Source organism: Pseudomonas sp. PH1b (genome assembly GCF_000633395.1).
Classification (GTDB): Bacteria; Pseudomonadota; Gammaproteobacteria; order Pseudomonadales; family Pseudomonadaceae; genus Aquipseudomonas.
This window is the reverse complement of record NZ_AYMU01000001.1, coordinates 221,420-247,068: the sequence shown is the minus strand read 5'-3', so window position 1 is coordinate 247,068 and position 25,649 is coordinate 221,420. Positions and strand designations below refer to the sequence as shown.

Here is a 25,649-nt window from a genome sequence, read left to right as displayed (position 1 = left end):
TGGCGGGCCTGGTGGCGGGTTCGGTTTACATCTGGTCTTCGGAGTAGATCCCGGCGCTGATCACCGCACTGCCGACGATCATCCGGCCATAAAGCAGCGGTACTGGGTTGCCCTGGACGCTGGTGTTCACGGCACCGTTGAAGCTGTAGCTGGGCCGGTTGTTGGGGCTGTCCTGGGTGCCCAGGCCCTTGGCTTGCGGGCTAAGCATTTGGATCACGCCGCCGGCGACCAAGGCGAGTCCCGGGGCCAATGTTGCACCGCCAGTGATGTATGAAGCAGCGATCAGCACCACCCCCACAATTGTCTGCAACAGGCCGGCCCGCTTTGACCCAACGATCACAGGTACGATCCGGATCACGTCGCGGCCAGTTGGCTTCCCTAGGTCATTCTGAGAAACATTCTCCCTGCCATTGAAGACCGCATAGCGCAGCCCCTTACTGGAGCTTTCGGCCATGTGTGTTTCAAATCCTGGGAACTGCTTGAAATACCCCATGATGTCCCGCCACCCGCCGCGGGTGATCATCCTGTGCTGGCGGCCAAATAGCTTTGCCAGGGAGCCGGACAGCATCACTGTCTGCATTTTTTCAACTGATTGAGCCATTGCCATTCCTCATTGTTTTATGTACCGCCAGTAGCTGACCGTAACTTCGCGCCAGTACCCACCGTAGGGGTCGCGCTTACTGTCCCGGTTGTAGAGGTGGTGCAGGATCGAACCGGGCGCAGGGAAGTGTTCGGGCTCGGTCTTCAGGATGCCGTCGGCCAGGTATACCCCGGCATGGTTCGGCACCTTCGACCGGATCTGCATCAGCACGATATCGCCGTGTTGCGGGGCGCTTACCTGCTCGAAGCCAGCCGCCGGCAGGTTCTCCAGATACAGGTTTCCGCCCTTCTCCCACCAGCCATCCTCACGCTCGTACTGGCCCAGGTCGATGTCTAGTTCGCGCCGGTAGTAGTCGAGGATGATGCTCAGGCAGTCGTGCACACCGTGGGCGAACTTGCGGCCGATCAGCGGGGCCTGGTAGCCCTCCGGCGCGAAGCTCACAAGCTCGCCTGGGCGCACCTGCTCGTCATCGCCCTTGCGGACCTCAAGAATGTGCCAGGGAAGCTCGGAAGCCTCGCAGGAGACACGGTCGGCCTCGCTGGGTGCTGCCGGGCAGTCTGGGTGGCTGTGCACGACCGCCAGCACCTGGCCGCGATCCTCGGCTGCCGCGAAGTCCTCCGGCGCCAGGCGGAAGTGCTCGCTGGGGGTCGAGGCCGTGTTACGGCAAGGTACATAGACCTCCTTACGCCCCTCACGAATCACAAGGCCGCAGCACTCACGCGGATACTCGGCCAGCGCATGCCGCTCGATGGCGGCGCGGGTTGACTTGTTCATGATCAGCTCCGAAGCAGGCCGGCGGCCGGGAATGAACCGAAGGGCAACGGATTGTTTTCGCCGAAACGCAGCTTGCAGCTGCTCAAGCGCCCGCCGCATTTATCCTTGGCGGCATCGGTGGTGATGATGTCGTTCTCATCGGCCACGGGCCCGCCGTTGTAGCCGCAGTAGGGCCCGCGATAGCCGCCGCAGCTGAGCCACCAGCAGACGTTGGCCACGATCTGCCGGCGCGGCAGCTGAACCCCGGCGAAGTCCAGGGCCGAGGCCAGTTCGAACTGCACCGTCTCGTTGTTCTCGGCGGCCTTGCGCTCGACGTACCAGATGTCCGGCGGCAGCTCCTCGTCGGGATCCGCCTCCGGCTGGCCGTCCAGGTACTTGCCCAGGGTCCGGTGGCGGGTCAGCTTCGCCCCCACCAGATCCTCGAAGTACAGCACCAGCGCCGTGATGAACCCGCCGACGTTGCCGACAGACAGGGTCGGCATCGGCTGGGCGCCCTGCCCGGTCATTTCAAAGCCTTCAGCCTTGATCGGCCAGGGTGAATACTCGAGCCCCTGCCAGAAAATCGACGACTGCTGGGGGTAACCGTGAAAGCGGTAGAGTTCGGCGCCGAGGCTGGTGGCGTCGAGCTCGAAAAGCTCCACCCACGCGCCAGGCTCCAGGGTCTGGATATCGGCCGTGATCGGCATGGTGTTTCCTCAGGCAAAAATAAACCCGCTCGCTGGCGGGTGGGATGGGCGTGGTTGCGCTTAGACCAGGCGGCGCGCCTCGGCACGCTTCTCTGCAACATCTGCTGGGAGGTCCTTGTCGGTTTCCAACTTGCGGACTACGAGCCAGTCGGTCTGGCGCAGGTATTCCCGGGCCTCGTTGGCTTTCTGGTCCTGCTCAGTGAAGGTTTTCTTGCTCTGCGAGAAGTCCATTGTCTTCCTCGATAGTTTCGATGGTTGGAGTCTCTGGAGGTGGCGCCGGGTGATCGGTAGGAATGTCCACCAGGCCATCGGCGGTCACGGTCACAGGCTCGGGAAAGCGAATGGCGTCGGTGGCTGTGGCCTCGTCGTAAGGCATCTGGAGCGTGATCGACAGCACACCGTCAGTCGACATGACGGCTTTGTCGGCGAAAAGCTCGGAGCCGATAGCCTCAAGCGGCAGATCGTATCCGGGCTGAAGCGGCGAGAAATCAAATGACGAGCCATTGATTATGATTCGATACCCATCAACTTCGACCGATTCCAGCTGCCTCCAATTCGGAGCGTCTAACGGAGAAAATCTAACTATAACCATTAGCGCCACCTCCCGATGGCTGTATAAAAGATGAATGCAGCTCCGTTGCTGACAGGTGAATACACCGAAGCAGTGATGTAACTCAGTGCCACGTTTTGCACCGAAGACCAACTATTGACGTTCTCAGAATATGGCGCCGAGACTGAGACGGCAGGCGACCCACCAACGAACGGAGCCGCAAAGTTCAAGGTTTGCAACGAAGACTGGAAGATGCTTCCCGTCGCCAGATTTGTTTGCACACGGCCGGCTGACACACCCCGGCAAATCATCGTGCCGTCAGGGAACTTTATCGCGTCGCCGTTAGCGTTTGCGATTGCTTCTACAAACGTTCTCTGCCATGCCGTCCATGCACCGCCGGATTGGGAGCGTTCATATCCCCTGGTTGAGCCCGCCGCTCGGAATGCCTGAAGGCAAATAGAGCTATCGGACCCACCCTCAACAATTAGGAATCCAGTTGTCGGCCCACCCGGTGTTCCAGGGCCAGTAATATTGAACTGCCCTACAAAAGTCCCTCCCGCACGGAACGTATCCGGATTCAAGTTTGATCCTTGCCACGTAGCGTTATCCTTCGCCCCAACCCCGAAGTCACCGACCTTAACCAACTTGCCCCATGGACCTGGCGCCCCATCAGTCGCCCCCCTTGTGTACATTGCCGCGCCAGCTCCGATTCCTACGGCTATCTGTGACCAGTTGCCCGGGCTGTGCGGGACGTGAATCATTGATACTGAGCTATCGCCGATATTGTTAGCAGAGCCTGGTACCAGCGCGTGGAACCCGCCTTCCTTGATTAGGTTCGCATCAACAACTGGCAGGGCAGTATCCCCGGCGAGGCCGTAGTCCCCAACCTTGATACGGTTGTTCAGCTGAGCTTGCACTTTGCCGAAGGCCGCAAGAATGCTGTCAGCGGCAGTGACGGTGGAGTTGGACAAGCTCAAGCCAGCAAGTGTGACCGCTCTGACAGCCGCTGCCAGGTCACTGATGGTTGATGCAGGCTGTGTGCCCGTGTGGTTTGCACGCGCCAGAAGCTGAGCGTCCGGGCGGTTCTTAGTTGCACCTGTTTCGACCGTTGCGAGCTTGTTGTTGATGGTGTTGATTTGAGATGTCGCATCGCTGGTCCGGCTATCCAACTCCGCGAAGTTCTCGTTGATGATGATCCCGCCGTCGCGCAGCGTGTCGCCGGTTTCATCGTTCGGCTCCTCGCCGACGCCGATTGTTCGGATGGTCATGGGTGGAATGCCTGTTCGAAGGTTGCGGTCAGGGTGTAGTAGTCGCCGCCACTACCGCTGAGTCTCACGCTGTTGCCCCGGTAAAGACCTTGCGTGCCGAGCGGCGGCGTCCAAAGGAATGGGATTGCTCCTGCATGATGATCGAGGAATGCCTTGATAGCAGCGATTACGACCCCCTTGTCGCTTACCGATATGCTCCACTCGCTGGAGGCGTTATTGATGCCGTTGGCCACAACCTGCTTGTAGCCATCTCCGAACTTGGCGGATTTTGTCGCGTACTCGGCTGCCCCTGAAGACTGGGCCTGAATACACCAGGTGAATGTCTCGGTCGCCATACTCTCTCCCAAATCGTGAGCGGCACTGTTATCCGCGTCCTCTGATGGCCATGTAGATCGGGCCGCCTGGAAGAAGACCTTTACGGATTGCCATTTCCGCCTCGCCCTTGGCGGCGCTTTGAATAACCTTCCCAGTCTCGACGGCATCTCTTTCTGATCCTTGAGACTCAGAAGAGGCGCCTGAAGCGTCGACCTGCACGATGATTGGGAAGTTGTAGGTATTGCCACCTCCGCTGGTTTGAGGTCGCACCCCCTGCATGCTTTCACGCGTCAAAGGGGTCACGCTCCCGCCATTTGCGCCGGTCATCAAGAATGAGCGCCCTCCCTGATTGTAAAGCTCAGGGCCGCGCTCGTTGACCTCGTACAGAGAGTTAGGCGCAACGGGACCACCAGTGGCGCGCTGACCGGCAACCCACGACGAGAAACCGGACCCGGTGTACCCGGCCTGGGTAGCTCCGGTAGCACCGCCGAAGTACGAACTGGCAGCAGATGCCGCCATGCCGAACAACGAACTTAGCGCCGAAGAGGCTGCTTGCCGCGCAGCGATCCTGGCCATATCGGCCAGAACCGACTTTGTGAAGTCAGCGAACGACAGCTTCCCAGTCATCGCGAACTGAACAATCGCGTCTTCCATCGAACTGAAAGCGTTGCTGAATAGGCTCCGCGTCTGCCCAGCAACGTCTTTGGCGCTGTTCAGGTAGTCCTGAAACGCCCCCCGGGCGCCGTTGCTCCAATCGGCCTGCGCCTCGTCTATCTGGCGCCAGCCTTCACGCTGTGCAGCTATGCGCTTTTCCAGGTACTCGCCTTCGATGTCGATCTGAGCCTGCAGGTCTTGGCGCTGCTTCTCGGTGGTGGCGTTGGCCAACTCAGTACGCAGCTGAAGAATCCGATCATTGGATTGCTGCTCGATCTGGATTCTGTCCTGGGCCCGCTGCGCCTCCTTCTGCCCCATTCCGACCGCATCTGCTTCGTTTGCAAAGCCTTGGCGGAAGGTTCCAAGCTGCCGCTCCATCTGCGCCCGATATTGCTCGGCCTGGGTGAGACCTTGGGCGCCCTTGATAGCTGCGGCGTAGTTGGTGGACGCCTGAGCCAGCGCCTTGCCGTACTCTTCCTGGCTGATATTTACCTTGTCCAGAGCCAACTGCAGCTGGGCTTGCTCTTTAGTCAGGGCACGGGCGGCCTGGGATGCTGGATCGTACTGGGCGTAGAGGCGGGAGAAGGTGTTGAGCGACTCTGATAGCCCATTGCCGGTCGCGGCTTGAGCCTTGGCTGCCTCCGCAGCGGCTTTCTTTGACGCCTTCTCTGCTGCGGCCTTTGCATCCTTTTCTTGGGCGTATTTCAGAAGTAGCTTTTCTTGCTCGGGAAGCAGCTTCCCAAGCTCGCCAGCCTCAATTGCATACCGCACCTTTGCGGCTTCAGTGTTTTCGCCCTCGAGCGCAGCCTGTTTTTTCAGGTTGGCGAGAAGTTTCTCGTACTCAGCATTCACCTTCTTGCCTGGGTCATCCCCTTTCGGCGTCTGGAGAGATGGCTGCGCTGCAGTCTTCTGCATCTGCGCAACTACTGCCCTGACAGAGGTGGCTCGGCTCTCCAGCCCTGCAATTTCCTTGTCCAGCTCCTCGCGGTTGTAGAACTTGAACTTGAAGAAAACCGTGTCACTCGAGTCGGTAGAGGACAGCTTTGACCTCGCATTCTGCAGGTCTCGAATACCAGCCAGAGTGACGCTGAGTTCATTGTTCAGCCCGGCCACTGTCTGCTTGTCGTCCCGGAAGAAATCCAGGAACTCGCCCGAGTTGAACCTATCCATAGCCTCTGCCATGGATACGATTCCACGAGCCAGCCGGGCGCTAGCGCCGGTAGCCTCATCAAGCTTCCCGACCGTAGTCACCAGCGAGTTGTTGAATGCCGTTATCGACTGACTGACCGTGACCTGAAGGCTGCCGCTGAGCTCGTCCACTTTGTCTTTCTGGCTCTGCAGCGCCTTGACGACAGCCTCGGACGTCAGCTTGCCCTCAGCCCCCATGGCGCGCAGTTGCCCAATAGAGACGCCGAGACCACGCGCAATCGCCTGGGCGAGCGCCGGTGTTTGCTCCATTATGCTGTTTAATTCATCGCCGCGAAGGGTGCCAGAGGCTAGAGCCTGGCCAAACTGGACCATGGAGGCCTCAGCGGCCTGGGCACTGGCGCCACTCAGTGCCACGGTCTTCGATACTGTCTCGGTGACGCTCTCCACGTCAGCAAAACTAAGCCCAAGCTGCCTCGCATTCTGGGCCACCCGCTGATATACCTCAGCGGTACTTTGGAGCGACTGCCTAGAGTTCTGAGCAACCCTGTAAACGGAATCCTGAGCAAACGCTAATTGCTCCGTGCCTTCGGTCACAAGCCTCAGGCGGTTCGTAAGGTTGGTGTACTGCTCTGAATACTGCGCGATCTTGGAAACGCTGAACGCCGCTGCAAACGGGGCGGCCAGCCCACCAACCACACCGAGAAGCCTATCGGTCTCGGCAGCGAGCCCGCCGACCTTTCTCAAGCTTGCATCAGATCTTCGACCTGCACCTTCAATGGACGCCCCGGCTTTATCCATTGCCGGAGCTACACGATTTCCAGAGGACTCAAGAGACTCGAGCTCTTTTCTCATAGATGCTGCGTCACGCTGCGCGCCGCGTGAGTCGATGGTTACGGCAAGGCGCGATTCTTGGGCCATGCAATATCTCCAGGCATAAAAAAACCCGCGCAAGGCGGGTTTAGATTCGTTCGGTCTCAGATCATTCTTTGACCGGCTCTAGGTCAGACTGGCAGTGTTTGCACTTGATTGCTTCCCTTTGGACAACCTCGGCGCAGAATGGGCACTTTCGATAAAGGGAGGAGACACCAAACTTCCTGGCGATCTCGATACTCTTCTGCTCGTCCACTCCCAACGGGTTTACCAGCCATACAGCGATAAGTCCGATGACCGGTAAGACAAATCCAAGGATGAACCAACCTACAGGATTTCTGCCCTTCTGCTTTGCGAAATAGGCAGTCACGCCAGCTAACGCCAGCCAAATGATGAACAGTTCCATGAACCCTCCTTGTTTGATGGGGCAATCTACCATCGCCCGGCTCCATCACCAAACCGAGTGATTCGACAAAAAGAAAAGGCACCCAAAGGTGCCCTCTCGATGCCGTTTACGGCCCATGCCCCACCCCACCAAGCCATACCTCAGCTTGCCATACCTGAGCCCGCCCCGCCTGACCTGAGCAAACCAAGACACGCCGTGCTGGTTGGTGGCTGTCGCCACCGCAATGCCCCCTCATTGAAGGGGCATTACGCTGTTTTCAGCCCATGCCGGACCGAGGCGCCCTTGATGCTCAGGGTCAGCAATTCCATGCTCATGCTGCAGCCCTCCCCTTGGGAGTATCTACCGCGTAACGCTGAGGCTCCTCCATAGCGCGGCCCAGGCCTTTAACAAAGGAGGTAATCTCGCGCAGCTTGTTTCGGTAGGTGCGAAGCTCCCACCAGGCGCCGCGAATGTCGAACCCGGCCTTTTCAAGATCCCACAGCAGGCTTTCCAAGGGCGTAGTGCCGTCACGCGTATCGCGAATGTCGTCGAGCGTCACGTCCAGCCATGCCTGCTTGTCGTTTCGGATAGTCAGCATGCCTTCGCGCAGGGCTGCCAAAGCCTCGATTGGGTAGTGAATGTTCAGCGGAAGCTGTTGCTGCGACGGCTCCTTGGCGATGAACTCGCCTTCCAGCACGTTGTAGGCTGCGATGAAGTTGCAGGCGGCTTCGAACTGGCCAGCCGGGATCAGCTCGGTGCGCGGCACATTGAAGCGGGTATGAAGCCGGTTGTGCATGGTTAGCGCGAAGCTTTGACGCTTGTCTGCCGCTATCGCCTTACCCTTGTCCCTGATCAGGCCCTTGATCACGCTCAACTCGCTCATTCCGATCAATTCGTCAATGAGGGTTGGCATCTTGGCTTGATGGTCTTCGTAGCGGCCATGCTTACGAATCGCGGGAAGGACCTCATCGCACACCCAAGACTCGAAGCGCTGAGCCTCTTCCTTCCGGCTCTTGATGATCAGGCGGTAGAGGTTGCCCTCATTGATGAAGGTCAGGGCCTGCCTGCCTTTGGAGGTAAGGGTGTAACTGCTGGTTACACCCTTCTCGCGGCAATTGTCGGAAATGGCCTTGCTGGTATTCGCGTATCCAAGAGCCAAACACACATCGGCTGCGCAGAACCAAGGTTCGCCCAATGCATCGCTATAGACCCGGACTTCCTTGGCTTCAAAGCTAAATGGAATAACATTTGAATTTTTCATGATCAGGCTCCGTTCTTAATCGGATTGGACACCATGAAATATGGTGGCCGGGAGGTTAAGAACCGTGCCTGCACGGCGGACTTCTTTCCCTTGCGGGTCTTGTATCCGTCACCCTCCCGGCCATAAATCGGCTGGAGCTGCCCACCATCCAGACGGATTGCGGGCATAAAAAATCCACGACTTTCGGGCGCGGAGGTGTCCGGCAGGCAATTCGAGTTCTTACGCTCTTGCCGCGAATTCTCTACTGCAACGCTGATTTCGTCAATCAGCAGCGTGCGCACCTGCTGCTCGCCGAAATTGAACGGGATGACATTGGATGCTGCTGTGCTATTATTCGACATGACGATTTCTTCTCCGAAGTTGATCTCGTTTCCCAAAGCCCTGACGACTCTCACCTCGCCGGGGCTTCTTCGTTTCAGGCTGCCGCCTGCTTGCTCTGCATTTCTCGCCACTTGAAGCCGTCCTCTATCAGTAGGTCGATTTCAATGTTCATGCTGTGCCGATTTCTCTTGGCCTCACCACGAACACGGTCTTTTTTTTCGTCACCCAATCGCAATCCGAAGGGCTTGATATCGCGCACCCTGGAACTCATTACCCTCTCCTTATGACTACACGGTGTAACGATAACACCGTGTGTCTATGAGTCAAGTGGAAAAGTGACTACATTGTGTAGCTATGAAAAATGAAGAACCCATGCGCAACATCAACCCTTTTGGCCTACGCCTCCAGCCCGACCTGAAGGCAAGGATTGAGGCTGCCGCCGAGAAGAATCGCCGCTCAATTAACGCGGAAATCCATGCTCGCTTAGAGGAAAGTTTCGCCCAGGAATCAATAACTCAGCCTCTGTCGGAGCACGAAGCTGCTATGCAGGTGTTGGCCCAGATGTACCAAGAAACCCTCGACAACATTTATGAACTGAAGTCACGGTCCAGCTTGAGCCCGATGGAGCAGGTCGAACTGCAGCATGAGGAAGCTACCGCAAAGTATCTCCGCCAAGCGGCTGCGCGAGCATCGATGGCGCCAGAAGATCGTCCTGCTCGAGGTAAAAGGAAATCGATGCCTATAGGGATTGACACCAAGATCCACCTTGCTGCTTTGGCAGCAGAACACACCCCTAAAAAACCGAAGGAATAACCCTGAGGCCGGCCCAAGCACCGTGATCCTCAGGCCGCGACGAAGGACCGCCATGCCGTCAGACTTTTCCATCGACGCCCTCAATCTCCAGACCAAGGTCGGAGAGACTCCTACACATGACCTTGCTGAGTCAGGTAAGCATGACCCAGAGATCATGAAGGCTTGCTGCGAGGCAGAGGCTGCCGGCTATTGGAGGCAGCCTGAAGGCACTCGTATTTGCGCGGCACCATATTACTTTGAGCGCCTAGCCATCCTGCATCGAAAGGCTAAGGACTATGCCTCCGAAATCGCGATATGTGAGCAGTGGAAGGTCATCATCAATGACTATAAATCCCAGCCCATGGTCAAGAACGGGCGTGCAGCGCTCGTGCATAAAGGGCCCAGGTCGGAAGCCATTCTGGCCAGGCTGAAGAAAGCTCGCGAGCTTCTGAAAAAGCAGTAACCCAAGCCCGGCCCGCCCGGGCTTTTCCCGCCTGTACGAATCCCCAGTAACGCCAGAGCATCGGCTGGTAGTAGCCTCCTGCCACACGCAAGGATTCCCCAGTCCTACGCCTGCAAGCCCAAGGACTGGGGTTGCGCCAATATCGGCGCGTTTATGACCTGGAGGTCAATGTGAACGACGGAAAAATAAATCCACTTGAAGGACTGAGCTCGCCAATTGGTATGGGGACGTTGGCAGTCACGCTGGCGTTAACACGAGCAGTTCAGGCCATTGCGGGCAAGGATAGCAAGGTAATCGATACCTTTTTGCAGCAAGCTTTGACCTCAGAACTATTTGCGAACTGTAGCGAAGAAATTCAAACGAATTTTAAAGCGCCAATCGAGAAAGCGCTCAAGGCCACCGCCGAAACAAGGGAGCTGCTTGCCAAAATCAATCAGAGCTGATCAAGGTCCGCCGCAAGGCCAGATGTAGACCCAGCTGTTTCACTGATCCCGAGCGCATGCTCAATTCTCAAAAGCCGGCGCTCCAGCAGGTCGGCTTTCTCTTGAGCATCCACAGCAATCTCATCTGGTAAACCAATGCCAATGCCAGCGAACCGGCCAGCATCAATAATAACTGCGCCGCTGATGCGGGTCTCACGGTCACTTACTTCAAAAGGCTGATTCATACACTGCTCCTGCGGCCTGGCCGCGTCATGTTGAACTGCTGTTCTGCTCCGCCCAGTGAGAGCGAAACTCATCATCCAACGCGAAAATTACCGCTTCGAATTCTTCGCGGCATATCGCTGATGGGTAGTGGTTTAGATACTCGGCAATGGCTGACAGTGATATCGGGGCTGGGGCCCCGATCATTCCAACGTATTGCCTTGCCTTGCTTATGACGTTGTAGGCCCTGAGCAGCTCGGCGGTTACCGCATCAATCTCAGGGGGGCTTGGCACTGGCTCAACGCCACTTAGTCGCTCGCGCTTCCAGCGCTTTTTGCTGTTTTCTTCCCCTGCCCAGTCGCGACTCCACCGGTAGGTTTCGACGGCTTTCCCACCGTTTCCTTGGTTTTCTCCTCGACCCGAGTGGCGATGTCTGATGCCACCTGTAAGGCGGTGAAGTACACATCTGGGCGGACTGCGATAAGCAGCTTGCCGCGCTCCTGGGTGTACGGAGTGTTCACCCCCGGGGCCTCGGCCTCCTCCACCCCTTCCCAATCCAGAATCAGATGTTTGCAAACCAGATCGACCAGCATGCCATCCATGCTTTCGACCTCTGCAATTTCCGCATTAGCCGGATCAAACCCCTCGGTTCCAACACCATAGCGCGAATCGACGATCGATTGATGCCGAAGGATAAGGGCGTGGTGGGACTTGAACTTTGGGTTACCGGCCGATCCGACCTTGATCTTTACGCCGACATCAATTTCAACCCAGCGCGTACCCTCAAGATCAAGCTTTGGGGCCTGAGTAATGACGATTGCCATAAATTCCTCTTCGTTAAAAGACCCGACGCACACCTCAGGGTGCGCCGGGCAAAGGGTTAAGCGGTGACAGTGACTGTGCAGGTTCCGGTCTTGGTGCCGTCTACGGTGCTGGTCGCTGTGATCGTTGCGCTGCCAGCTGCGACACCGGTAACGACACCGGCGACGCTAACGCTGGCTTTTCCAGTGGCAGAGCTCGACCAAGTAACCGCCTGGTCGGCGCCAGACGGCGTTACGGATGCTGACAGGTTTGTTGCTTCGCCAACTGCCACGCTGACGGTCGAGGGGGTTACATTCACGCCAGTTGGTGTTGGCGATGCCGGGCGGCGGGTAATGGTCGGCGACACTCGGCGGGCGGTGTAGGCCAGCTCCACCTGGATGATGTCAGTGGCCCCGCCGTCCGGCCAGGATCCGCTGATTTCCATTTCAGGAATAAGGAAGTCGTAGGATCCGTCAGCGTTGCCGATGGTGAACTCGAAGCTGATCGCATCGCCGGTCTGCTGCCTCTTCCACAGCTCATACGCTGTTTTCGACCAGCTCAGGGTAATACTGCCCGACGGGGTGAACGTGGTCGGGATGATATTGCCGGCGAATGGGTTGCCGTTGCCGATGCAGCGCTGGGTCTGAACGGCGTTGTCGAACTGCAGGTTGAAAGTGTCGACGCAAACGTTGTTGTCACCAACCTGCACACCGTTAAGCTTCAGGCCAGAAACATCCTTGAAGCCATAGCGGCGCTGGAACTGCTCGGTCGTCGGCGTGATGATGTAACTCGCATTGTCCGCCTTGTCTTTCCAGCCAGTGGCGGCGAAGGTGGTGGTTACTTCAATCTCACCGTCGTTCGGCACCTGAATGTTCATCGTGGAAACCTGGGCGCCAGTGGCCACGCCAGCGATACCAACGTCCGAAGCGTAGTAGCCCAGGCTGAAACTAATGCGGTCGTTGCCCATGGTCAGGACGTCGTTTTCCCAATCCTTGCCGAAGCAGGAGGCCATGAACTCGTCCAGCGCGCCGTAGCGCATCTTTGTGCCGACATCACCGGCCACGTCCACCGTAGTCTGCGAAGTGCCTTGAGACATCCTGTCTTCGCCGATCTCGTTGTTTTCCGATGTGTTGTACGAAGGGATCACGCCGAAACTGGTGCGGGTAAGCACGTTCCAGGCGCCAGCCGGTGTTACACCTGGCGTGACTTCACGAATCCAGGCGGTTGAGACTTTTGCACCGCTCGACATGGGGTATATCTCCTAAAACAGGCGTAAAAAAACCGCCATTTGGCGGTGGAGTGTTCTGGCTTCGATCAGGCCGCGTCTAAGCCTAGGGTCAGTTGCAACTGGTCGCGCCAGTATTCGACCTGATGTTCAAGCGCTGGCTTGCGTCCTTTCCACTGGGCCAACTGGCGCCCAGAAATACTGGCGATCTGCTGGCCGTCGCTGAGCGCACGGCAGGCGCGGTCAAATTGCTGCTTCTCGTTCAGTTCGCCGCGCAGAAGCGCATCGATGTGCAGGTCGGCCCAGACGGCGAAGTCCACATCGAGCCAGCGTGCAAACGACACGGCCAGTTTTGGGTGAAGCCAAGTCCCGCCAGCGCGGCCTTTACTGGTCCGCACCAAATGGTGGGATTCCCCCACATTTAAATGCCGGGCCAGGGCCTCCATGTACTTGATTGATTCGGGAAGCCTGAGCCACTCGACCGGCCTTTTTCCGAATCGCTTGGCCACATCGGTCGCGTTGATCCAGCCGTCGCTGTTGAAGCGCACAGCTTTGCCTTGATAGTGAAACGGAATGACGTTGTTCTCGATCATCTGCGACACCTCGTTCATCAGTCGAATAGAAACGCAGCCGGGGCGGACGGATGAACGAACATCCACCGTTCGGCTGTACGGGCCTAGGCTGCGTGTTTGGTTGCCTTTCGGCAGAAATTGGCGGGATCAGTAGGCCCGGTACGGGATCGACACGTTCACCTGGTACCATCCTTTGCCGTCGTCGCCGATGACGCTGGCCGAGGCTGCGAAGAAGTCCAGCGGGCCTTCTGGCGCGCTGTAGTACTCGAAGTGCTGCACAAGGGTGTCGGCAGCCTTGGTGATCGCCAGCGTGCCCTTGTAGGTCGGAACAAACAGCTGAATGACGAGAATGCCGGTGCGACGCACGCTCGGCCCGTTGCCAACCTCTGGTGTGCTGCTCAGGCCTGGGATATTGGCCAAGCGCGCCCAGATGGTCTTGCCAGCCGGGTCAAAAGGTTCGTCGTTGTTGGGGTAGTCGACGTTCGCGGCCGGGATGCCGGCCCACTGCTGCATGCGACCTATGACGACGGATCGGATCTGTTCGAAGGTCATGAGCTATAGGCCTGGGAAACACCGTTGAACGACACCGCGTAGATACCACCAGGCGCCTGCTGCGAATGGCCGTCTTCAAGAGCGGTGGCGTACGGAAGGTTATTCTGGATGTAGACCACGGCATAGGGCTCGACGGACCGGAGCACGGCCCCACCATTGCTGATGGTGGTCGCGCCGGATGGGTCAACGGTGTCGAGTTGCGCGAAGCTTGGTGTGCCCACTGTAACGATGTTGTTGGCCCGGAATCTGCCGCCGACATAGCCCTGCCCTGCTGCTACCTGGTTGACAAAGAAGTTCTGCTCCCGCTCTCGCTTCGTCAGCTTCTTGTTGCCCAGTTGTGCCGCCTTGGCGTCGTAGGCATCGGCCATGGCGACGTTTCGGGACTTCAGCTCCGTGTTGGCCTTCCACAAGCTTGGATTGCCGACGGGCGAGCGCAGTACGATATCCTGCAGCATGGCCATGGCGATGACGCGCACGCGCTGCGCCAGCTGTTCCTCGACAACCCCGGCGAAAGCGCTGGGCGGTGTACTCCATCCACGATTGGCCATGGTCACTTCCTCAGTTGGATCTCGTAATGTGCCCTGGCTGGATCTATGCCTGGGCTAACGATGCGATACGTGGCCTGCTGGCCAGTGATCAGGTCAGTGACCGTGATCTGGTGGCCAACGGCCGGCCTGTCGTCTACCTCATTGGCCAGGCAGATCAGCAGAAGATCGCCAATCATGATGTTCAGGCCGTCAATGCGGCGACTGTCGTAGCTGTCGAGCACGCCGCGCCCGGTATAGGTCACCGGCTGGGCTGTGGTCGTCTCGCTTACCGGATCCCACATACCCGGACCCATGTAGGTACCGGTGAATGCCGATACCGCATCGGCCAGATCATCGTCGAAGGCCTCGGCCAGGTCGGCCTGGATGTCATCGAGCAGCCCCATACCTACCCCCGTTTCACTGCGAAGGCGAATGGATTGCTACGCCAAGGCGTGAGCAGAGACAGGGCCAGTTGCACGCAGGCCGGTTGGGCTGCCGTGCTGGTCTTGTCGATCGAGCCGAAGCTCTTGCTGGTCGATACCGAGCCGGCCTTGACCGTCTTGGCTTCGAGCGCCCCCTCGGTCTGCTGCACGTACAGCTTTCCTTGGGATGCGCACTTGGCCAGGCGGGCGCCGGCCTGCTTCACGTCGCCCGGGATGTCGTCCATGTCGATGCCAACCAGGTTGAGCGCGGTCAGGTAGGCATTCGCCTCGAACGCCGCCTCTTCCTTGTGCTCGTCAGCCGCCCAGCCAGCCCCGAGGATGCTATCCACGTCGGCCACAGTGATGTAGGTAGCCATCAGGCCTCCGCTTGAATGATTGGGGCCGAAGCCCCGGTATTACTTTGGCAGGTCGTCGACCAGCTTCTGCAGCGACTCTTTCGAGGCGTTGGCGCGGTAAGTCACGCCGGCCTTGTCCAGGGCAGCCTTCAGCGCCTCGACCTCAGGGTCTGCGGCAGCAGCTTTGAGGGCCTCGATCTGCTTCAGCAGGCCGGCCTTCTCTTGCTCCAGGTCGATTACCTTCTGGGCTTCGCCGTCGCGCTCACGCTGCAGGCTGGATACGCCGGCATTAACTGCTTCGAGCACTTCGAAGAGGCGCGATGCGGTTTCGCCCAAGTCGCCTTCTGGGCGCTCCAGACCCTGAGCGGCGAACGATTCGACGATTACGCCAACCGACGTCAGTTCAGCGTAAAGCTTGGCGACAACGTCCTGGCTGATGCCACTGTCATCAATCACCAGCTCAGGCGACAGAAGCTCTGGCCGGATGGTCACCTCGGGAACGTCCTTGGCCTCGTTCTTGCGGTTCAGAGCCACGTTTGCGTCGACGATTACCAGGCCGGCCTCCTTGGCCAGCGCTTTCACGTCTTCCTGGTACTGGTGAAACGGGCCTGGCAGGTACCAGATGTTGTTCTTGCTCATGCGCTTGTCCTCAGCGGGCCGGGCCATACGCCCAGCCCACCGTCAGGGGTTACTTGGAGGCGTCACCGATCAGAGCCACACCGGCGGTGTGCTTGATGCTGGTGGCGGTGCGATCCCAGTTGGTCCCAGTGGCCAGCTCGGCATCGGTCGGCGACTTGCCGCCGTTGGTGACGTCCCAGGTGTAGCCCTTGAGGCCGACGCCGAAGGTGTAATCCACCTGCAGGGTCGTCTCGATGCGCTCCTTGCCGTTGTTGGTCTGGACGTTGCTGATGATGTCGCGGCCGTCGTGCACCAGTGCAGCGCCCTGAGCCAGAGAGAGGATGATCTCCTTGTTCGGGGTGCCGGCCTGCATCAGGGCAGGCGAGTCGGTGACCACCGAGATCTTGCCCAGGATGTCGATCACGCGAACGTTGCCGGCTTCGAACAGCTGGTTGCTGTTGGTGAGGGCCTGGCCGATCAGCTTGTGATAGGTGGTGCCCTGCATGACCTGGGTGATCAGGGTCTGGCTGGCGTCGCCGAACTTGGCGTGGGCGTTGTTCAGCGCGCCCTGCGAGATGCCGGCGGTAGCCGAAACATCGTTGACGGCGGCAGCCTGGGCGGTGATCGCGGCAACCAGTGCGGCGATTGCGGTGTTCAGCTGGTCCTTCAGCAGGATCTCGGCGAACGCGCGGGATGCCACCTCGACGCCTTGGGCGGTCGGGCGCTCCAGCCACGTCATCTGCGATGGCTCGTAGCGGACCGGACCGAAACCGCCGGCAACCTTCACCGAGGAGTTTTTCAGCTCGGTCAGGTCGGTGATCGGCGCGGTGCCGTTGGCTGCGTAGCGGTCCACGCGGCGCTGAGCAGCGGCCAGGGTCTGGAAGAACGACTCTTGGAGGAAGTCGCCGGTGAAGCCGTCCGGGGACAGCACGATGGCGCCGCGGCTGGCGGCGTTGAACGCAACGAGCATCTGATCCAGCGTCTCGATGGTCGCCGGCATGATGTATTCGTTGAAAACCTGCATTTGCGACAGGGACATGGGTGTATTTCCTTATTTCAATGGGAGGTCTGGGAACCGGCTGGCCAGTGCCGCCGTGCGTTCCTCTTTGGTGCCGCCGATGTTGCCTCTTGCGGCCCCGCCGCCTTTTCCAGCACCCCCGGCCCCGCCGCCGGATGCCTTGCTACCAGCAATCAGCGGACCGAAGGCCGGATCGTTGGTGAATTCTGCTTTCAGCTCGTCCAGCGTTGCCGCCGAGAGCTTGCCGGCGGCGTCCAGCACGACGACGGTGGGCTTACCGTCGCGCTGCTCGACGCTCAGCCGGCGTTCGATGTGAGGAAGCAATGCCTTGGCGCTGCCAGGGACAGCCAGGGTGGTCGCGATCTCGGTAGCGGTGCGGCCCACGGTCAGATCCCGGATCTGGCCTTGCAGGGTGCTGTTGGTGCTTTCGAGCTGGCCGGTCAGCTCAGCCTCACGGCGCGCGTACTTCTCGGACCAGGATTTTTCGAGTTCTTCGACGTTTCCGGACTTGCGAGCAGCCTCCTCGGCCTCGGCGCGGGCCTTTTCTTCAGCCTCGCGACGCGCCTTTTCGGCAGCCTTCTTCTCGCCCAGGAGCTCTTCCACCTTGGCCTTAAGGCCGGTGACGTCCTCCTGCTGCGGCAGCCCGTCAATGCCGAGGATGAACTTTCCGTCCTTCTCGACATACAGTGCTGCTACCGATTCATCTACGCCTTCAAGGCTGTCCAGTTGGAATTTCAAGGTCATTGCTGTCTCCCAGAGACGTTGGGCAGGCCCAGCCTGCGGATACAAAAAAGCCCCGGCTCAGCCAGGGCTTGGAAAACGTGCTGCGGTTACTTGGCGTCGTGCAGGCGCTGCTTCAGCTCATAGCCCATCAGAGGCCAGATCTTTTGCTCGGCGTTGCGTCTGGCGACCTTGCGACCAATCTCAGCGTCGAAGTTTTCCGGGCTGGCACAGGCAGACTCACCGGTAACAGTGAAGCCATTGCGAAGCACCAATACGCAGAATGTCAGCAGGCTAAGAGCCTGCGCATTCCTTACGCCTTGCGCTTCTGGGCCGCCACGGAAGTGACCATCCACGCCATCGAGTGCGGTGAAGTAGTGCTCGCTGGAGATGTTCGACTCGATGTCAGCAGGCGTGATGCGTGGCGCAGTCATGCCCTTGTCTTCAATCATCTGGCCAATCGATTTGTCGCTCATGGTGCTCTCCAATTAATGTCGCGCCACGAAAGCGCGATGATGTGTTTTGTGGCGCTAATCAGTTCATGCCGGCCCTCTCAAAAGCCATCGGCTCACGCTTCTTGAGCTGCTCCAGAGTCAGTGTCTTGCCGTTGTCGTCGACAAACCTGTCAATGGGCAGCTCGCCCTTGCTGAACAGTTCGTAACGAGACGGCCCGAGCACGTCCTTTTGGAACGCAGCCGGCTGCCTAGCCAGCCACTCGCTGTAGCTGGTCTTGCTGCTCACCTGCTCGACGCCATCAGGACCCACCGATGGCCGGGTTGACCCAGGGATATCCCTGGCGAACTCGTCTTTCAGCACCGGGATGAGCGTGGTCCGGCACCGCCAGTGATATGGCGGCTTCGGCCCATCCAGCGGGATGATCGTCTGGTCGATGCTCATGCAAAACAGCGTGGTGCGGCTGTCCAAGGTGGCAATCCGGCGCATCCCCTTGAGGATGTCGTCGTTGTCCTTGAGGACTTCGACGCGCGCAGTGGAGGCGATGTGGTTGGTCATGGTGTTGACCAAGGCCTGCGCCTGATCGCGCTGCTGGACGCCAAGGGAGGTCAGCCGCCGGCTGATCTGCCCAGATGTCTCGCCCAGCGCGGACCCCATGCGAATCTCGCTGATGATCTCAGCGCTCTTCTTGGTGCCGTACTGGTCGAGCGCGCCATTGATGCTGATGCGCTGGCGACCCTTACCGACCTCCAGGTCGAGCGGGTCGGCTAGTGCCGCCGCGGCGACCTGCTCGATGCTTGGCCTGTTCAGTTGGACGACTGCTTTCACGACCTTGCCCAGCAGGGTCATGTTGAATTCAGCCTCGTAGCCGCCGAATTCGGTCAGGTCTAGCACGGCCTGCTGCTTCATCTCTCCATACACGCCCGCCAGCTCGCCCAGCAGCTCTTGGATCTGCCGCTCGTAGCGCTGGGTGCCGTACCGGCTCAATCCCTCCGATACGCGCGATTTGGCGATCCCAATCGCCTTTGTGATGAACTTGGCCAGCCGCTTGAGACTGCCTCCGGCATAGCGCTGCACGTGCACCTGGTGGCGAGTAGCTGCGTCGGACAGGTAGCCGTCACTGCTCATTGCCGTTATCTCCGGCGTCGTTGCCAGTCACGGGCTGCTGCTGGGCCAACTCATCGTCGATCAGCTCGTCGGTGCGATCAGCCTCCAGCACACCACCTTGGCGTAGGTTCGTGCGCAGGTCTGACTTCGCAATCAGTCCCTGCTGCCACAACTGCACTTGAGCCAGGATATCCTGGGCAGTCATCGTCTCGTCAAAGAACGACTGGTTGAGCCAGAAGACAGTGCCATCCTCGTCAGGCTCTCCCATCATGAAGCGCTCGGCGTCGAGAATGGCCATTTTCAGGGCCTCGGACACGTTGCCTGCGATGGTACCCAGCACGCTGTTGTCGGAGCTGTACCGGATGCGTACCGCTTCAGCTGTCTCGGCACCACCCGCCTTCTGGACGATGCGAGCGCCGATCATCAGCATCTGCTCTTCCTTGTCCTTCATCAGTGTGCGGGCCAGCTGGCTCTCGGTTGCCTGGACAAGCTTTGCATCCCCCGACTTCCCGAGGTTGTAGCCCCGGGTCGAGCCGATGTGCATCCCGTTCGGGTTCACCTTGGCGAACTCGTCGGCGGTGATGTCCGTAGTGATGAACAGCGTGGGCTGGCTGCTGATGAACCCGCTCTCCTCCACTGTTGCGCTGTTGCCGTAGTGCAGGATGTTCACGTCGGCCAAGTCTTCCAGCGGCGACTTGTCGATGCTGCCGTCGTTGTTCTGGGCGCCGTAGAAGCTGAACAGGATATGGTCAAAGGGGCGGCCATTCTTGTCGAGCGGCGCAACCTCGGTGTAAGAATTGCCGTCCTCGGCGTAGACGCGCTGAACGTAGCGGCCATCAACCAGCAGCAGCACGCGGTATTGGGTGCTCGTTGTGCGCTCCAGGCTGTCCGGACTGAACACGGACACGCACTCCAAAAGACAGACATAGACCAGGCGCTTCACGCCATCGACCACTTGCTCATCCCAGTCGATTATCGACTCGGCGCCGTAATGGTGAATCAGCGCGCTGCGGCCCTGCATGTCAGCCATCGATGACACGCCCTCAACCGCCGGGAAGTCAACGAGGAACCCGCCGCGACCAGCGTCCAGGCATTCGCCCACGGCGTCCTTGGAAAGCTGTTCCAGGCTCGTACCGTCGCCACTGGCGTTCTCCTTGAGGTACTCGACCCCGACGGGAAGCTCCAGCTCTGCAGTCTTGCGGAACACGGCGCCCAGCAGGCCGGTGCGCGTACGCCCAGTGATGTTCAGGAACATAGCCCGCTTCTTGTACTGCTTGTACCGCGCCTGGTTCTCGGGAGACTTGTTCTCCGGGTCAGGCATCGGCAGGTAGATATCGTGCTTGCGCACCTCGCGGGCGCCCGCCACGCAGCGCTTAACCAACTGCCATCCGGGCAAGGCCTCCGAGTACTCTGCCCGGGGAATGAAGTTCGGCATGGGTGGCCTCAGAAAGTGAACGAGATCGGCACGTGAGTGACCGGCCTGCTGATCGGATAGTCGTGATGGATGAAGTAGCCGGCTGCGTCGTTCGCGTGGTCGACGCCGGATTTCTTGTCAGGCTCACCATTGGGGGCCCACACCTGCTGCTCCAGCCCGTCTGCATAGGTCGGGCATCTCAGCGGGTTGATCAGGTAGCGGCGTTCGCCATTCGCATTGCAGAACATCGCATTCATGGCGTTGATCCGATCCTTCACCGGAGGGTTGGCATCGGGCGCGATAACGCTGAAACCGGCCTGGCGCAGGATGGCGATGTCCGTCTCGCTGGCATTCACCGACTTGCGCGACCCGCCCGAGGCGTCCGGGTAGATCCTGATCTCGCAGGTTTTCTCATACCCGTTGCCGTTGTGCCGCCAGTAGCGTTCCTTGATGCGCCGGATCATGTCCGGGGTATCAAAGCCATCAATCAGCTCATCCACCGCCCTGGGCTTGCCGTCTGCGCGCTTAACGTGCGTGATCGCCGCCATCTTGCCGACGTTGAAGTCCATGCCGATGAACAGGGGCTCTCCAGGCTCTACGGTGTCGAAGCAGGAATTCAGCTTCCGGTCGTAGGCGTGGTAGATCGACCCGGAGTTCAGGTTGACGAACTGGCCGTTCAGGTAGGCCAGGATCAACTGAGCCGGGTACGACTCCATCAGCGATGGGATGTAGTCGGGCGGCAGGTTCAGCTCGTTGTCGAACGTGCTGGCCTGCACCAGGCCGTACATTCCCTGCAGGGCTGGCTTCTCGCGCAGCTGTTTCACGAACTGCTGGTAGACGAACTTGAAACCCTCAGGGGTGGTGGTCACGTCTACGCCGTTCTTCAGCCCGGGGACGTTGTAACGCATTCGGGCAATGATCTTGCGCCAGGCATGCTCAGCCTTCAGCGCGGGCAGAACATCGAGCTCATCGACCAGGGCGTGCCCGATCTTGAAGCCGACGATGGTCTGCGGCTTCTCCATCGAGCGGCAGATGGTCGTGCTGCGGTACTGGCCGCCACTGTAGAACTCGACCTCCTTGTCGCTCTCCTTCGTCTTGACCTTAAGGCCCCAGTCGAAGGCGACTTCATCGATGGTCGGGAAGAAGATGTCGCGGATCTGCGGGTAGGTCGGAGCGAAGTAGCCGGAGTCGATCCGTGGCCATTCCCATACGTGCTTGCACAGCGCAGCACAGCCTACCCAGGTCTTGCCGGAGCCGAACCCGGCCACGAAGCCGCGGAACTTGTTCTCCATCCGCAGGAAGTTAGCCTGAGGTACGTTCAGCGATGGCATCAGGCTTCCTCGCATCCACCACGTCGACCTGCACCCGCGTGGGCGGCACGTTGTCGTGTGGATTCTCGTTCTTGGTCTGGCGGTTCACGTACACGTCGCCGACCTCTTTGGCCGCCTGCTCCAAAAGCTGGGCAGTCAGGGCCAGATTCTTCATGTGCTCGGCCTTCTCGGCCATCCTTCCCAGCGTGCGCAACCGGTAGGCTCGGTTAGCGATAGGGATCTCTGCTGTCTCCTCGCGGAAGCGCTTGCGAGTGTCTTCGAACAAGGTCACCCAACGCTTAGCCAGGTTGCGCCCCTGACGCTTGGTCGGGTCATGGCTTTCCGCGGTCTGGCGGCTGATCTCAATGCCGAATTCTTTATTGACGGCCTCGGCCACCTGAGATGGTGTATCGAAGCAGGCCAGCGCCTGAACGATGAAGGCCTTCACCTCGTTGCTCAGGACTGCCATAAGTTGGATTCCGTCAAGCGCCTGTCAAATATCAAGCCGATTTAAGCAGGCAGGTTCCGCAGGCCCTCGAAATGTTGATCTTGGCCACCTCGGGCGGCCGGCTTGCAGCGTCGATCAGCTGCTGTACGTCGTGACTGGCACCGTAACGGCGAACCACACCGACGAACTCCTCGACGTCGTGGCCACGCATCTCAAGCTTGGGCATGCCGTCATCGCCGAAGGCTGGGGCGCCGTACTTATCGGCCTTGTGAGCGATGTGATACAGCTCATGCTCAACCAAGGCGCAGAATTCAGCCTCGCTGCACTGGGCGCAGTAGTCCGCGGCCAGGGTTATGAGGAACTCAGGCTCTTCGCCAAACCATTCCCGCATCTGCTGCTCCTGGCGCGCCTTCTGCCACCCGCCTGCGCGGATCATCAGTTGCTCGGCCTGGCCAAGAACGGAACGGCCCTTCTTGTTGAAGGCAGACGATGCCCACAGCACGCCGATATTGACGTCTATGAGGTGAGCATGCTCGGGGTTATGGATGCTGCCGGTTTCGGCCAAGATCTCTTGCTGAATCCACTCCCACACCTCGGGAGCAGGTCGTAGGGTCAGCCAGACTGAATCAAGCAGATTTGCTGGGGGAGTTGGCCGACTCATGCGCGATTCTCACCGTCCTGATCTTCCCGCCAGTGCAGCTATCGCGCTTGGCAGCCATACCGACAGCCTCTTCGGCAGTTGCACCCATGTCCATGGCAGTCAAGGCGAATGGCGAACCACTTCCGATGGCATCGGCATTGCCGAGACTGAGGCGCGTCTTCCATGGGCCGGTCTTGTCGTCATGCCCGATCATCCAAAGTGATCCATTTGCAATCGCATAACCTGAAGCTTCGACTGGGCTCGGAGAGTGCTCGCCGAAGTAGCCGGCGATCAGCGCGTCGAAGTCACAGGTCGCGCCAGTGCACAGGAAGCGAACGCCCTTGCACTCTTGGAGCTTCTCGCAGTCGTCGTCAGTGATGACCGTGCCTCGGGTGGCTCGGGAGTCGTAGGCGATAACGCCATCCTTGTAGGCAATGGTGGTCATGCGGCTCTCCGCGCCACGAAGCGGCGCATATCGATTTTGTGGCGCGGATTACTCCGCCTTTCGACCAGGCAGCTTGAAGTCGGTGAACCGATCAGCGTAGGCACGGATCTTATCCACCCCCGACAGACCGATCATCCCGCCAACCAAGCCTGCGGCTGACTGGGGGATCCCGAGCAGTTCCAGGCCGGACAGTGCAGCAAGCGTAATACAGCCGCAGAGCAGACTTTCGAGGAAGGCCGCTTTCTTGGTTCCTCCCCCGTAGATGATCCGCAGGGCAGAAATCGACACGGCCAGCCCGGCAGCGTAGAAGGCCGGAGCGTGCTGGCTCAGCCACGCAAGCAGCACGAGCCAGGTGTCTGGTTTGTCTGGCATGTTGGACATACTCGATATCCCCTCTCCGGGGCAGGAATAAAAGGCCCTGTGGAGGCCCTAATTAGGGTCGGGGCAAGCGTGCGGAGCAGCACATAACGAAATTGGAGCGGATACGGGGAACCGAACCCCGATCGTCAGCTTGGAAGGCTGTCTAGCGACCTGCGCTACCCGCTTGGAGCAGACGGCCGGCACTGATCTCCGGCATTCTTTGAGCTATGGCACCCATCTAGGTCTTTAAAGCGGGGCCATCCTTCGGAAGGTTAACCCGGACCTCCCCCATCTTGCAGGGGCGCTCTACCTTGCGGAATCCCTAGTATCCGGCGCATCAGTCTGCGCATTCGTCTGCATAACGCGCGGGTCTTTCCCCGCCTGTCCGCCAAAGACTATCACGACGCTGGCACCCAACTGCACCAGTCTCGCCGATCCAGTCTCGCGCCACCCACAAGCACAGTGAGGGTATGGGTGCGCGGGCTGCCGGTGTTTTTCCGTATCACCACACTACCGGCTAGCAGTGTCCAGGCCGTCCCGTTAGGGCCTGCCCTGGCTGCAGTTGCATCAGGAAGCTGGGGAGATGTCCACGTAGTAGGCCTTGCCGACCTCAAGCTTCTCGGCAACCTCGGTGACGATCCCGGCGCGCAACGTGCCGTATGGCGTGTACTTGCCGTAGATCGAATCCTCGGTGTCGGGCTCGCTGGAGTAAACGGCGCCGAACTGGACAGTGCAGAGCTGCCCTTGGCTGTGTTCGTTCGGAGTGACTTCGTGGCAGATCATTTTGCAGCGCATGCGAGTAGGCATGATGACTCTCCTGATTGTGCAGGTGGGCCTATCAGTCTTTCGCCTGCTGGAAATGAAAAAGCCCAGCACTATGGCCGGGCTCTTGGTGATGTTTGCCAGAGGCAAAATTGTCACGATGGGGGGAAATGATGCCCCAGCCGGACATTTGTCGTCAAGCAGCATTTTTCATGATTTTTATCGCCAAAGAGACAGGCACCAAAGCCGCCTTGTCGAGGTCGTTGCAGGCGTTGAAACAGGCCTGAATGAAAGCCTCCCACTCCCTGGACCACTGTTCGGATACCAGCTTAAGGCCGTACTCCATGCGAAGCCACAAGCGGAAGGATTCAGGAGAAGGACATGGGTCGATACCCTCGCTCTGGCCGCCCTGGTGCATACGGCGGTACCGGTGCAGAACGCCACGAGCGACATCTCGCGCCTTCTCGAATTTCTTGGCGTACATGCGCGGGCCAGCGGCATAGGCCGTTGCGAATACCGCAGACTCAGCCTCGTCCTGATCATCGGCGGTAGCCATCGGGTTATACATGTGGTCACCGAAGGCCTTGAGGTGCGCCGGCAGCGTATCTACGGCCTGCTGAATGCGCCCGGCCATAGCCTGGTGCATCTGGTGGCCGCAGGTCTTCTGCTTCTCCGTGCGCTGCACCATGCGACCAAGCAAGCCCATCTCATGGATCATTGCGCCCTGGCCACCTTGAGCAGCATGGTAGGCGTCGTGCCATGCCTGTCGTGCGCTATTCAGTTGCATGGTCCGCTCTCCACGTCATCGTTACCCGGAAACAGGTTTCGCCCTGCCGCCTCGCTCAAGTCATAAGCCGATCTGGCATTTGCATGCCGGTCATTCCAGCGCTCGGCCGCTATGCGCATCAACTGCATCACTGTGAGCCCGAATTGATGCTCGAACGTGCCCAGGGTGCAGGAGTTGATGTCCGGGCCGCGTGCGCCGCAATCGTGGCACCAGACATGCGCGGAGTAATATTCATCGAGGTCTTCGGATTGAGGTCGATCCTCAGCCAACAACTCCCCGGTAATGAAGTCGAAAGCATCAATGCATGGTGGCCCCTCGCAGAATGGGCAGGGAGCCAACTTGATTTGCTCGGTCATGCTGCTGCCCTCTTGAGTTCTTT

At 59.3% G+C, this 25,649-nt stretch carries 37 protein-coding genes and 1 tRNA gene; 3 read left to right on the top strand and 35 right to left on the bottom strand.

Features of this window, described 5'->3' with window-relative positions; translation table 11 throughout:
• Positions 1-25: 25 nt before the first annotated feature.
• From U873_RS0101185 to U873_RS35785, 12 genes are all read right to left on the bottom strand, one after another.
• Positions 26-601, bottom strand: a complete 576-nt coding sequence (locus U873_RS0101185) for a tail assembly protein (protein WP_025126493.1) — start codon at positions 599-601, stop codon at positions 26-28.
• A gap of 9 nt (positions 602-610) precedes the next feature.
• Positions 611-1,375, bottom strand: coding sequence for a C40 family peptidase (locus U873_RS0101180; RefSeq protein ID WP_025126492.1), 765 nt, complete (start codon positions 1,373-1,375; stop codon positions 611-613).
• Positions 1,376-1,377: 2 nt separating this feature from the next.
• Complete coding sequence (locus tag U873_RS0101175) at positions 1,378-2,061, bottom strand: phage minor tail protein L (RefSeq protein WP_025126491.1); 684 nt, start codon at positions 2,059-2,061, stop codon at positions 1,378-1,380.
• Positions 2,062-2,121: 60 nt separating this feature from the next.
• Positions 2,122-2,292, bottom strand: coding sequence for a hypothetical protein (locus U873_RS36880; protein WP_177330217.1), 171 nt, complete (start codon positions 2,290-2,292; stop codon positions 2,122-2,124).
• The gene (locus U873_RS0101165) at positions 2,258-2,653 is read right to left on the bottom strand and encodes a hypothetical protein (RefSeq protein WP_025126490.1); all 396 of its coding nucleotides are present in this window, start codon (positions 2,651-2,653) and stop codon (positions 2,258-2,260) included. The genes U873_RS36880 and U873_RS0101165 overlap by 35 nt, the downstream gene beginning before the upstream one ends.
• Positions 2,653-3,879 carry a hypothetical protein gene (locus tag U873_RS34695; protein ID WP_025126489.1) on the bottom strand — a complete coding sequence of 409 codons (1,227 nt, stop codon included), beginning with the start codon at positions 3,877-3,879 and terminating at the stop codon, positions 2,653-2,655. The genes U873_RS0101165 and U873_RS34695 overlap by 1 nt, the downstream gene beginning before the upstream one ends.
• Positions 3,876-4,214, bottom strand: a complete 339-nt coding sequence (locus U873_RS0101155; RefSeq protein ID WP_025126488.1) for a phage tail protein — start codon at positions 4,212-4,214, stop codon at positions 3,876-3,878. Before U873_RS0101155 ends, U873_RS34695 begins: the two co-directional genes overlap by 4 nt.
• Before the next feature lie 28 nt (positions 4,215-4,242).
• The gene (locus U873_RS0101150; protein ID WP_025126487.1) at positions 4,243-6,915 is read right to left on the bottom strand and encodes a phage tail tape measure protein; all 2,673 of its coding nucleotides are present in this window, start codon (positions 6,913-6,915) and stop codon (positions 4,243-4,245) included.
• A 61-nt stretch (positions 6,916-6,976) separates the two neighbouring features.
• Positions 6,977-7,273, bottom strand: coding sequence for a hypothetical protein (locus tag U873_RS0101145; RefSeq protein WP_025126486.1), 297 nt, complete (start codon positions 7,271-7,273; stop codon positions 6,977-6,979).
• Between the two features lie 310 nt (positions 7,274-7,583).
• Entirely contained in the window at positions 7,584-8,513 is a 930-nt protein-coding gene (locus tag U873_RS0101140) for a Bro-N domain-containing protein (RefSeq protein WP_025126485.1), read from the bottom strand.
• A gap of 2 nt (positions 8,514-8,515) precedes the next feature.
• Positions 8,516-8,854: a hypothetical protein gene (locus U873_RS0101135; protein ID WP_177330213.1), complete on the bottom strand. Its 339-nt coding sequence runs from the start codon at positions 8,852-8,854 to the stop codon at positions 8,516-8,518.
• 74 nt (positions 8,855-8,928) lie between these two features.
• Complete coding sequence (locus U873_RS35785; protein ID WP_115658577.1) at positions 8,929-9,105, bottom strand: Arc family DNA-binding protein; 177 nt, start codon at positions 9,103-9,105, stop codon at positions 8,929-8,931.
• A gap of 101 nt (positions 9,106-9,206) precedes the next feature.
• Here U873_RS35785 and U873_RS0101125 point away from each other — a divergent pair, with 101 nt between their 5' ends.
• The 3 genes from U873_RS0101125 (at position 9,207) to U873_RS0101115 (ending at position 10,532) form a co-directional block, all read left to right on the top strand.
• On the top strand, positions 9,207-9,647 hold the full coding sequence (locus tag U873_RS0101125) for an Arc family DNA-binding protein (RefSeq protein ID WP_025126483.1): 441 nt from the start codon (positions 9,207-9,209) through the stop codon (positions 9,645-9,647).
• 52 nt (positions 9,648-9,699) lie between these two features.
• Positions 9,700-10,089: a hypothetical protein gene (locus tag U873_RS0101120; protein ID WP_025126482.1), complete on the top strand. Its 390-nt coding sequence runs from the start codon at positions 9,700-9,702 to the stop codon at positions 10,087-10,089.
• Positions 10,090-10,259: 170 nt separating this feature from the next.
• Positions 10,260-10,532 (top strand): hypothetical protein, encoded by a 273-nt coding sequence (locus U873_RS0101115; RefSeq protein ID WP_155717319.1) that lies wholly within the window; start codon positions 10,260-10,262, stop codon positions 10,530-10,532.
• Here the strand turns inward: U873_RS0101115 and U873_RS0101110 are convergent.
• The 23 genes from U873_RS0101110 to U873_RS0101005 form a co-directional block, all read right to left on the bottom strand.
• Entirely contained in the window at positions 10,523-10,756 is a 234-nt protein-coding gene (locus tag U873_RS0101110; RefSeq protein WP_025126480.1) for a hypothetical protein, read from the bottom strand. The two genes, U873_RS0101115 and U873_RS0101110, sit on opposite strands and share 10 nt — an antisense overlap.
• Before the next feature lie 285 nt (positions 10,757-11,041).
• Positions 11,042-11,557: a hypothetical protein gene (locus U873_RS0101105; protein WP_025126479.1), complete on the bottom strand. Its 516-nt coding sequence runs from the start codon at positions 11,555-11,557 to the stop codon at positions 11,042-11,044.
• A gap of 56 nt (positions 11,558-11,613) precedes the next feature.
• A complete protein-coding gene (locus tag U873_RS0101100) occupies positions 11,614-12,783 on the bottom strand; it encodes a phage tail tube protein (RefSeq protein ID WP_025126478.1) in 1,170 nt (389 codons plus the stop codon).
• A 65-nt stretch (positions 12,784-12,848) separates the two neighbouring features.
• On the bottom strand, positions 12,849-13,352 hold the full coding sequence (locus U873_RS0101095) for a KilA-N domain-containing protein (protein WP_025126477.1): 504 nt from the start codon (positions 13,350-13,352) through the stop codon (positions 12,849-12,851).
• Positions 13,353-13,478: 126 nt separating this feature from the next.
• On the bottom strand, positions 13,479-13,883 hold the full coding sequence (locus U873_RS0101090; RefSeq protein ID WP_025126476.1) for a phage tail terminator-like protein: 405 nt from the start codon (positions 13,881-13,883) through the stop codon (positions 13,479-13,481).
• Complete coding sequence (locus U873_RS37115; RefSeq protein ID WP_025126475.1) at positions 13,880-14,431, bottom strand: hypothetical protein; 552 nt, start codon at positions 14,429-14,431, stop codon at positions 13,880-13,882. Before U873_RS37115 ends, U873_RS0101090 begins: the two co-directional genes overlap by 4 nt.
• A gap of 2 nt (positions 14,432-14,433) precedes the next feature.
• Positions 14,434-14,814 carry a hypothetical protein gene (locus U873_RS0101080; protein ID WP_025126474.1) on the bottom strand — a complete coding sequence of 127 codons (381 nt, stop codon included), beginning with the start codon at positions 14,812-14,814 and terminating at the stop codon, positions 14,434-14,436.
• Positions 14,815-14,816: 2 nt separating this feature from the next.
• Positions 14,817-15,209 (bottom strand): hypothetical protein, encoded by a 393-nt coding sequence (locus U873_RS0101075; RefSeq protein WP_025126473.1) that lies wholly within the window; start codon positions 15,207-15,209, stop codon positions 14,817-14,819.
• 39 nt (positions 15,210-15,248) lie between these two features.
• Positions 15,249-15,827 (bottom strand): hypothetical protein, encoded by a 579-nt coding sequence (locus U873_RS0101070; protein WP_025126472.1) that lies wholly within the window; start codon positions 15,825-15,827, stop codon positions 15,249-15,251.
• A gap of 49 nt (positions 15,828-15,876) precedes the next feature.
• Positions 15,877-16,845 (bottom strand): major capsid protein, encoded by a 969-nt coding sequence (locus U873_RS0101065; RefSeq protein WP_025126471.1) that lies wholly within the window; start codon positions 16,843-16,845, stop codon positions 15,877-15,879.
• A 12-nt stretch (positions 16,846-16,857) separates the two neighbouring features.
• Positions 16,858-17,568, bottom strand: coding sequence for a hypothetical protein (locus U873_RS0101060; protein ID WP_025126470.1), 711 nt, complete (start codon positions 17,566-17,568; stop codon positions 16,858-16,860).
• An 86-nt stretch (positions 17,569-17,654) separates the two neighbouring features.
• Positions 17,655-18,020 (bottom strand): Gp49 family protein, encoded by a 366-nt coding sequence (locus tag U873_RS0101055; RefSeq protein ID WP_025126469.1) that lies wholly within the window; start codon positions 18,018-18,020, stop codon positions 17,655-17,657.
• Between the two features lie 58 nt (positions 18,021-18,078).
• Positions 18,079-19,125 (bottom strand): head morphogenesis protein, encoded by a 1,047-nt coding sequence (locus tag U873_RS0101050; RefSeq protein WP_025126468.1) that lies wholly within the window; start codon positions 19,123-19,125, stop codon positions 18,079-18,081.
• On the bottom strand, positions 19,115-20,539 hold the full coding sequence (locus U873_RS0101045) for a DUF4055 domain-containing protein (RefSeq protein ID WP_025126467.1): 1,425 nt from the start codon (positions 20,537-20,539) through the stop codon (positions 19,115-19,117). Before U873_RS0101045 ends, U873_RS0101050 begins: the two co-directional genes overlap by 11 nt.
• Before the next feature lie 8 nt (positions 20,540-20,547).
• Entirely contained in the window at positions 20,548-21,849 is a 1,302-nt protein-coding gene (locus U873_RS0101040) for a terminase large subunit domain-containing protein (RefSeq protein ID WP_025126466.1), read from the bottom strand.
• Positions 21,821-22,297: a DUF2280 domain-containing protein gene (locus U873_RS0101035; RefSeq protein WP_025126465.1), complete on the bottom strand. Its 477-nt coding sequence runs from the start codon at positions 22,295-22,297 to the stop codon at positions 21,821-21,823. The genes U873_RS0101040 and U873_RS0101035 overlap by 29 nt, the downstream gene beginning before the upstream one ends.
• A gap of 31 nt (positions 22,298-22,328) precedes the next feature.
• On the bottom strand, positions 22,329-22,937 hold the full coding sequence (locus tag U873_RS0101030; protein WP_025126464.1) for a putative metallopeptidase: 609 nt from the start codon (positions 22,935-22,937) through the stop codon (positions 22,329-22,331).
• Positions 22,903-23,361: a proteasome subunit beta gene (locus tag U873_RS0101025; protein WP_025126463.1), complete on the bottom strand. Its 459-nt coding sequence runs from the start codon at positions 23,359-23,361 to the stop codon at positions 22,903-22,905. Before U873_RS0101025 ends, U873_RS0101030 begins: the two co-directional genes overlap by 35 nt.
• 48 nt (positions 23,362-23,409) lie before the next feature.
• Entirely contained in the window at positions 23,410-23,742 is a 333-nt protein-coding gene (locus tag U873_RS0101020; RefSeq protein WP_025126462.1) for a phage holin, lambda family, read from the bottom strand.
• Positions 23,743-23,835: 93 nt separating this feature from the next.
• Positions 23,836-23,905, bottom strand: a tRNA-OTHER gene (locus U873_RS36540).
• Positions 23,906-24,288: 383 nt separating this feature from the next.
• The gene (locus tag U873_RS36535; protein WP_157838048.1) at positions 24,289-24,528 is read right to left on the bottom strand and encodes a hypothetical protein; all 240 of its coding nucleotides are present in this window, start codon (positions 24,526-24,528) and stop codon (positions 24,289-24,291) included.
• Positions 24,529-24,679: 151 nt separating this feature from the next.
• Positions 24,680-25,270 (bottom strand): hypothetical protein, encoded by a 591-nt coding sequence (locus U873_RS0101010; protein WP_025126460.1) that lies wholly within the window; start codon positions 25,268-25,270, stop codon positions 24,680-24,682.
• Entirely contained in the window at positions 25,261-25,626 is a 366-nt protein-coding gene (locus U873_RS0101005) for a Lar family restriction alleviation protein (protein ID WP_025126459.1), read from the bottom strand. The genes U873_RS0101010 and U873_RS0101005 overlap by 10 nt, the downstream gene beginning before the upstream one ends.
• Positions 25,627-25,649 lie beyond the last annotated feature (23 nt).

Bases quoted from the DNA above. Each gene is read 5' to 3' on its own strand.
- U873_RS0101185 (WP_025126493.1), bottom strand. From the start codon at position 601: ATGGCTCAATCAGTTGAAAAAATGCAGACAGTGATGCTGTCCGGCTCC.
- U873_RS0101180 (WP_025126492.1), bottom strand. From the start codon at position 1,375: ATGAACAAGTCAACCCGCGCCGCCATCGAGCGGCATGCGCTGGCCGAG.
- U873_RS0101175 (WP_025126491.1), bottom strand. From the start codon at position 2,061: ATGCCGATCACGGCCGATATCCAGACCCTGGAGCCTGGCGCGTGGGTG.
- U873_RS36880 (WP_177330217.1), bottom strand. From the start codon at position 2,292: ATGGACTTCTCGCAGAGCAAGAAAACCTTCACTGAGCAGGACCAGAAA.
- U873_RS0101165 (WP_025126490.1), bottom strand. From the start codon at position 2,653: ATGGTTATAGTTAGATTTTCTCCGTTAGACGCTCCGAATTGGAGGCAG.
- U873_RS34695 (WP_025126489.1), bottom strand. From the start codon at position 3,879: ATGACCATCCGAACAATCGGCGTCGGCGAGGAGCCGAACGATGAAACC.
- U873_RS0101155 (WP_025126488.1), bottom strand. From the start codon at position 4,214: ATGGCGACCGAGACATTCACCTGGTGTATTCAGGCCCAGTCTTCAGGG.
- U873_RS0101150 (WP_025126487.1), bottom strand. From the start codon at position 6,915: ATGGCCCAAGAATCGCGCCTTGCCGTAACCATCGACTCACGCGGCGCG.
- U873_RS0101145 (WP_025126486.1), bottom strand. From the start codon at position 7,273: ATGGAACTGTTCATCATTTGGCTGGCGTTAGCTGGCGTGACTGCCTAT.
- U873_RS0101140 (WP_025126485.1), bottom strand. From the start codon at position 8,513: ATGAAAAATTCAAATGTTATTCCATTTAGCTTTGAAGCCAAGGAAGTC.
- U873_RS0101135 (WP_177330213.1), bottom strand. From the start codon at position 8,854: ATGTCGAATAATAGCACAGCAGCATCCAATGTCATCCCGTTCAATTTC.
- U873_RS35785 (WP_115658577.1), bottom strand. From the start codon at position 9,105: ATGAGTTCCAGGGTGCGCGATATCAAGCCCTTCGGATTGCGATTGGGT.
- U873_RS0101125 (WP_025126483.1), top strand. From the start codon at position 9,207: ATGCGCAACATCAACCCTTTTGGCCTACGCCTCCAGCCCGACCTGAAG.
- U873_RS0101120 (WP_025126482.1), top strand. From the start codon at position 9,700: ATGCCGTCAGACTTTTCCATCGACGCCCTCAATCTCCAGACCAAGGTC.
- U873_RS0101110 (WP_025126480.1), bottom strand. From the start codon at position 10,756: ATGAATCAGCCTTTTGAAGTAAGTGACCGTGAGACCCGCATCAGCGGC.
- U873_RS0101105 (WP_025126479.1), bottom strand. From the start codon at position 11,557: ATGGCAATCGTCATTACTCAGGCCCCAAAGCTTGATCTTGAGGGTACG.
- U873_RS0101100 (WP_025126478.1), bottom strand. From the start codon at position 12,783: ATGTCGAGCGGTGCAAAAGTCTCAACCGCCTGGATTCGTGAAGTCACG.
- U873_RS0101095 (WP_025126477.1), bottom strand. From the start codon at position 13,352: ATGATCGAGAACAACGTCATTCCGTTTCACTATCAAGGCAAAGCTGTG.
- U873_RS0101090 (WP_025126476.1), bottom strand. From the start codon at position 13,883: ATGACCTTCGAACAGATCCGATCCGTCGTCATAGGTCGCATGCAGCAG.
- U873_RS37115 (WP_025126475.1), bottom strand. From the start codon at position 14,431: ATGGCCAATCGTGGATGGAGTACACCGCCCAGCGCTTTCGCCGGGGTT.
- U873_RS0101080 (WP_025126474.1), bottom strand. From the start codon at position 14,814: ATGGGGCTGCTCGATGACATCCAGGCCGACCTGGCCGAGGCCTTCGAC.
- U873_RS0101075 (WP_025126473.1), bottom strand. From the start codon at position 15,209: ATGGCTACCTACATCACTGTGGCCGACGTGGATAGCATCCTCGGGGCT.
- U873_RS0101070 (WP_025126472.1), bottom strand. From the start codon at position 15,827: ATGAGCAAGAACAACATCTGGTACCTGCCAGGCCCGTTTCACCAGTAC.
- U873_RS0101065 (WP_025126471.1), bottom strand. From the start codon at position 16,845: ATGTCCCTGTCGCAAATGCAGGTTTTCAACGAATACATCATGCCGGCG.
- U873_RS0101060 (WP_025126470.1), bottom strand. From the start codon at position 17,568: ATGACCTTGAAATTCCAACTGGACAGCCTTGAAGGCGTAGATGAATCG.
- U873_RS0101055 (WP_025126469.1), bottom strand. From the start codon at position 18,020: ATGAGCGACAAATCGATTGGCCAGATGATTGAAGACAAGGGCATGACT.
- U873_RS0101050 (WP_025126468.1), bottom strand. From the start codon at position 19,125: ATGAGCAGTGACGGCTACCTGTCCGACGCAGCTACTCGCCACCAGGTG.
- U873_RS0101045 (WP_025126467.1), bottom strand. From the start codon at position 20,539: ATGCCGAACTTCATTCCCCGGGCAGAGTACTCGGAGGCCTTGCCCGGA.
- U873_RS0101040 (WP_025126466.1), bottom strand. From the start codon at position 21,849: ATGCCATCGCTGAACGTACCTCAGGCTAACTTCCTGCGGATGGAGAAC.
- U873_RS0101035 (WP_025126465.1), bottom strand. From the start codon at position 22,297: ATGGCAGTCCTGAGCAACGAGGTGAAGGCCTTCATCGTTCAGGCGCTG.
- U873_RS0101030 (WP_025126464.1), bottom strand. From the start codon at position 22,937: ATGAGTCGGCCAACTCCCCCAGCAAATCTGCTTGATTCAGTCTGGCTG.
- U873_RS0101025 (WP_025126463.1), bottom strand. From the start codon at position 23,361: ATGACCACCATTGCCTACAAGGATGGCGTTATCGCCTACGACTCCCGA.
- U873_RS0101020 (WP_025126462.1), bottom strand. From the start codon at position 23,742: ATGTCCAACATGCCAGACAAACCAGACACCTGGCTCGTGCTGCTTGCG.
- U873_RS36535 (WP_157838048.1), bottom strand. From the start codon at position 24,528: ATGCCTACTCGCATGCGCTGCAAAATGATCTGCCACGAAGTCACTCCG.
- U873_RS0101010 (WP_025126460.1), bottom strand. From the start codon at position 25,270: ATGCAACTGAATAGCGCACGACAGGCATGGCACGACGCCTACCATGCT.
- U873_RS0101005 (WP_025126459.1), bottom strand. From the start codon at position 25,626: ATGACCGAGCAAATCAAGTTGGCTCCCTGCCCATTCTGCGAGGGGCCA.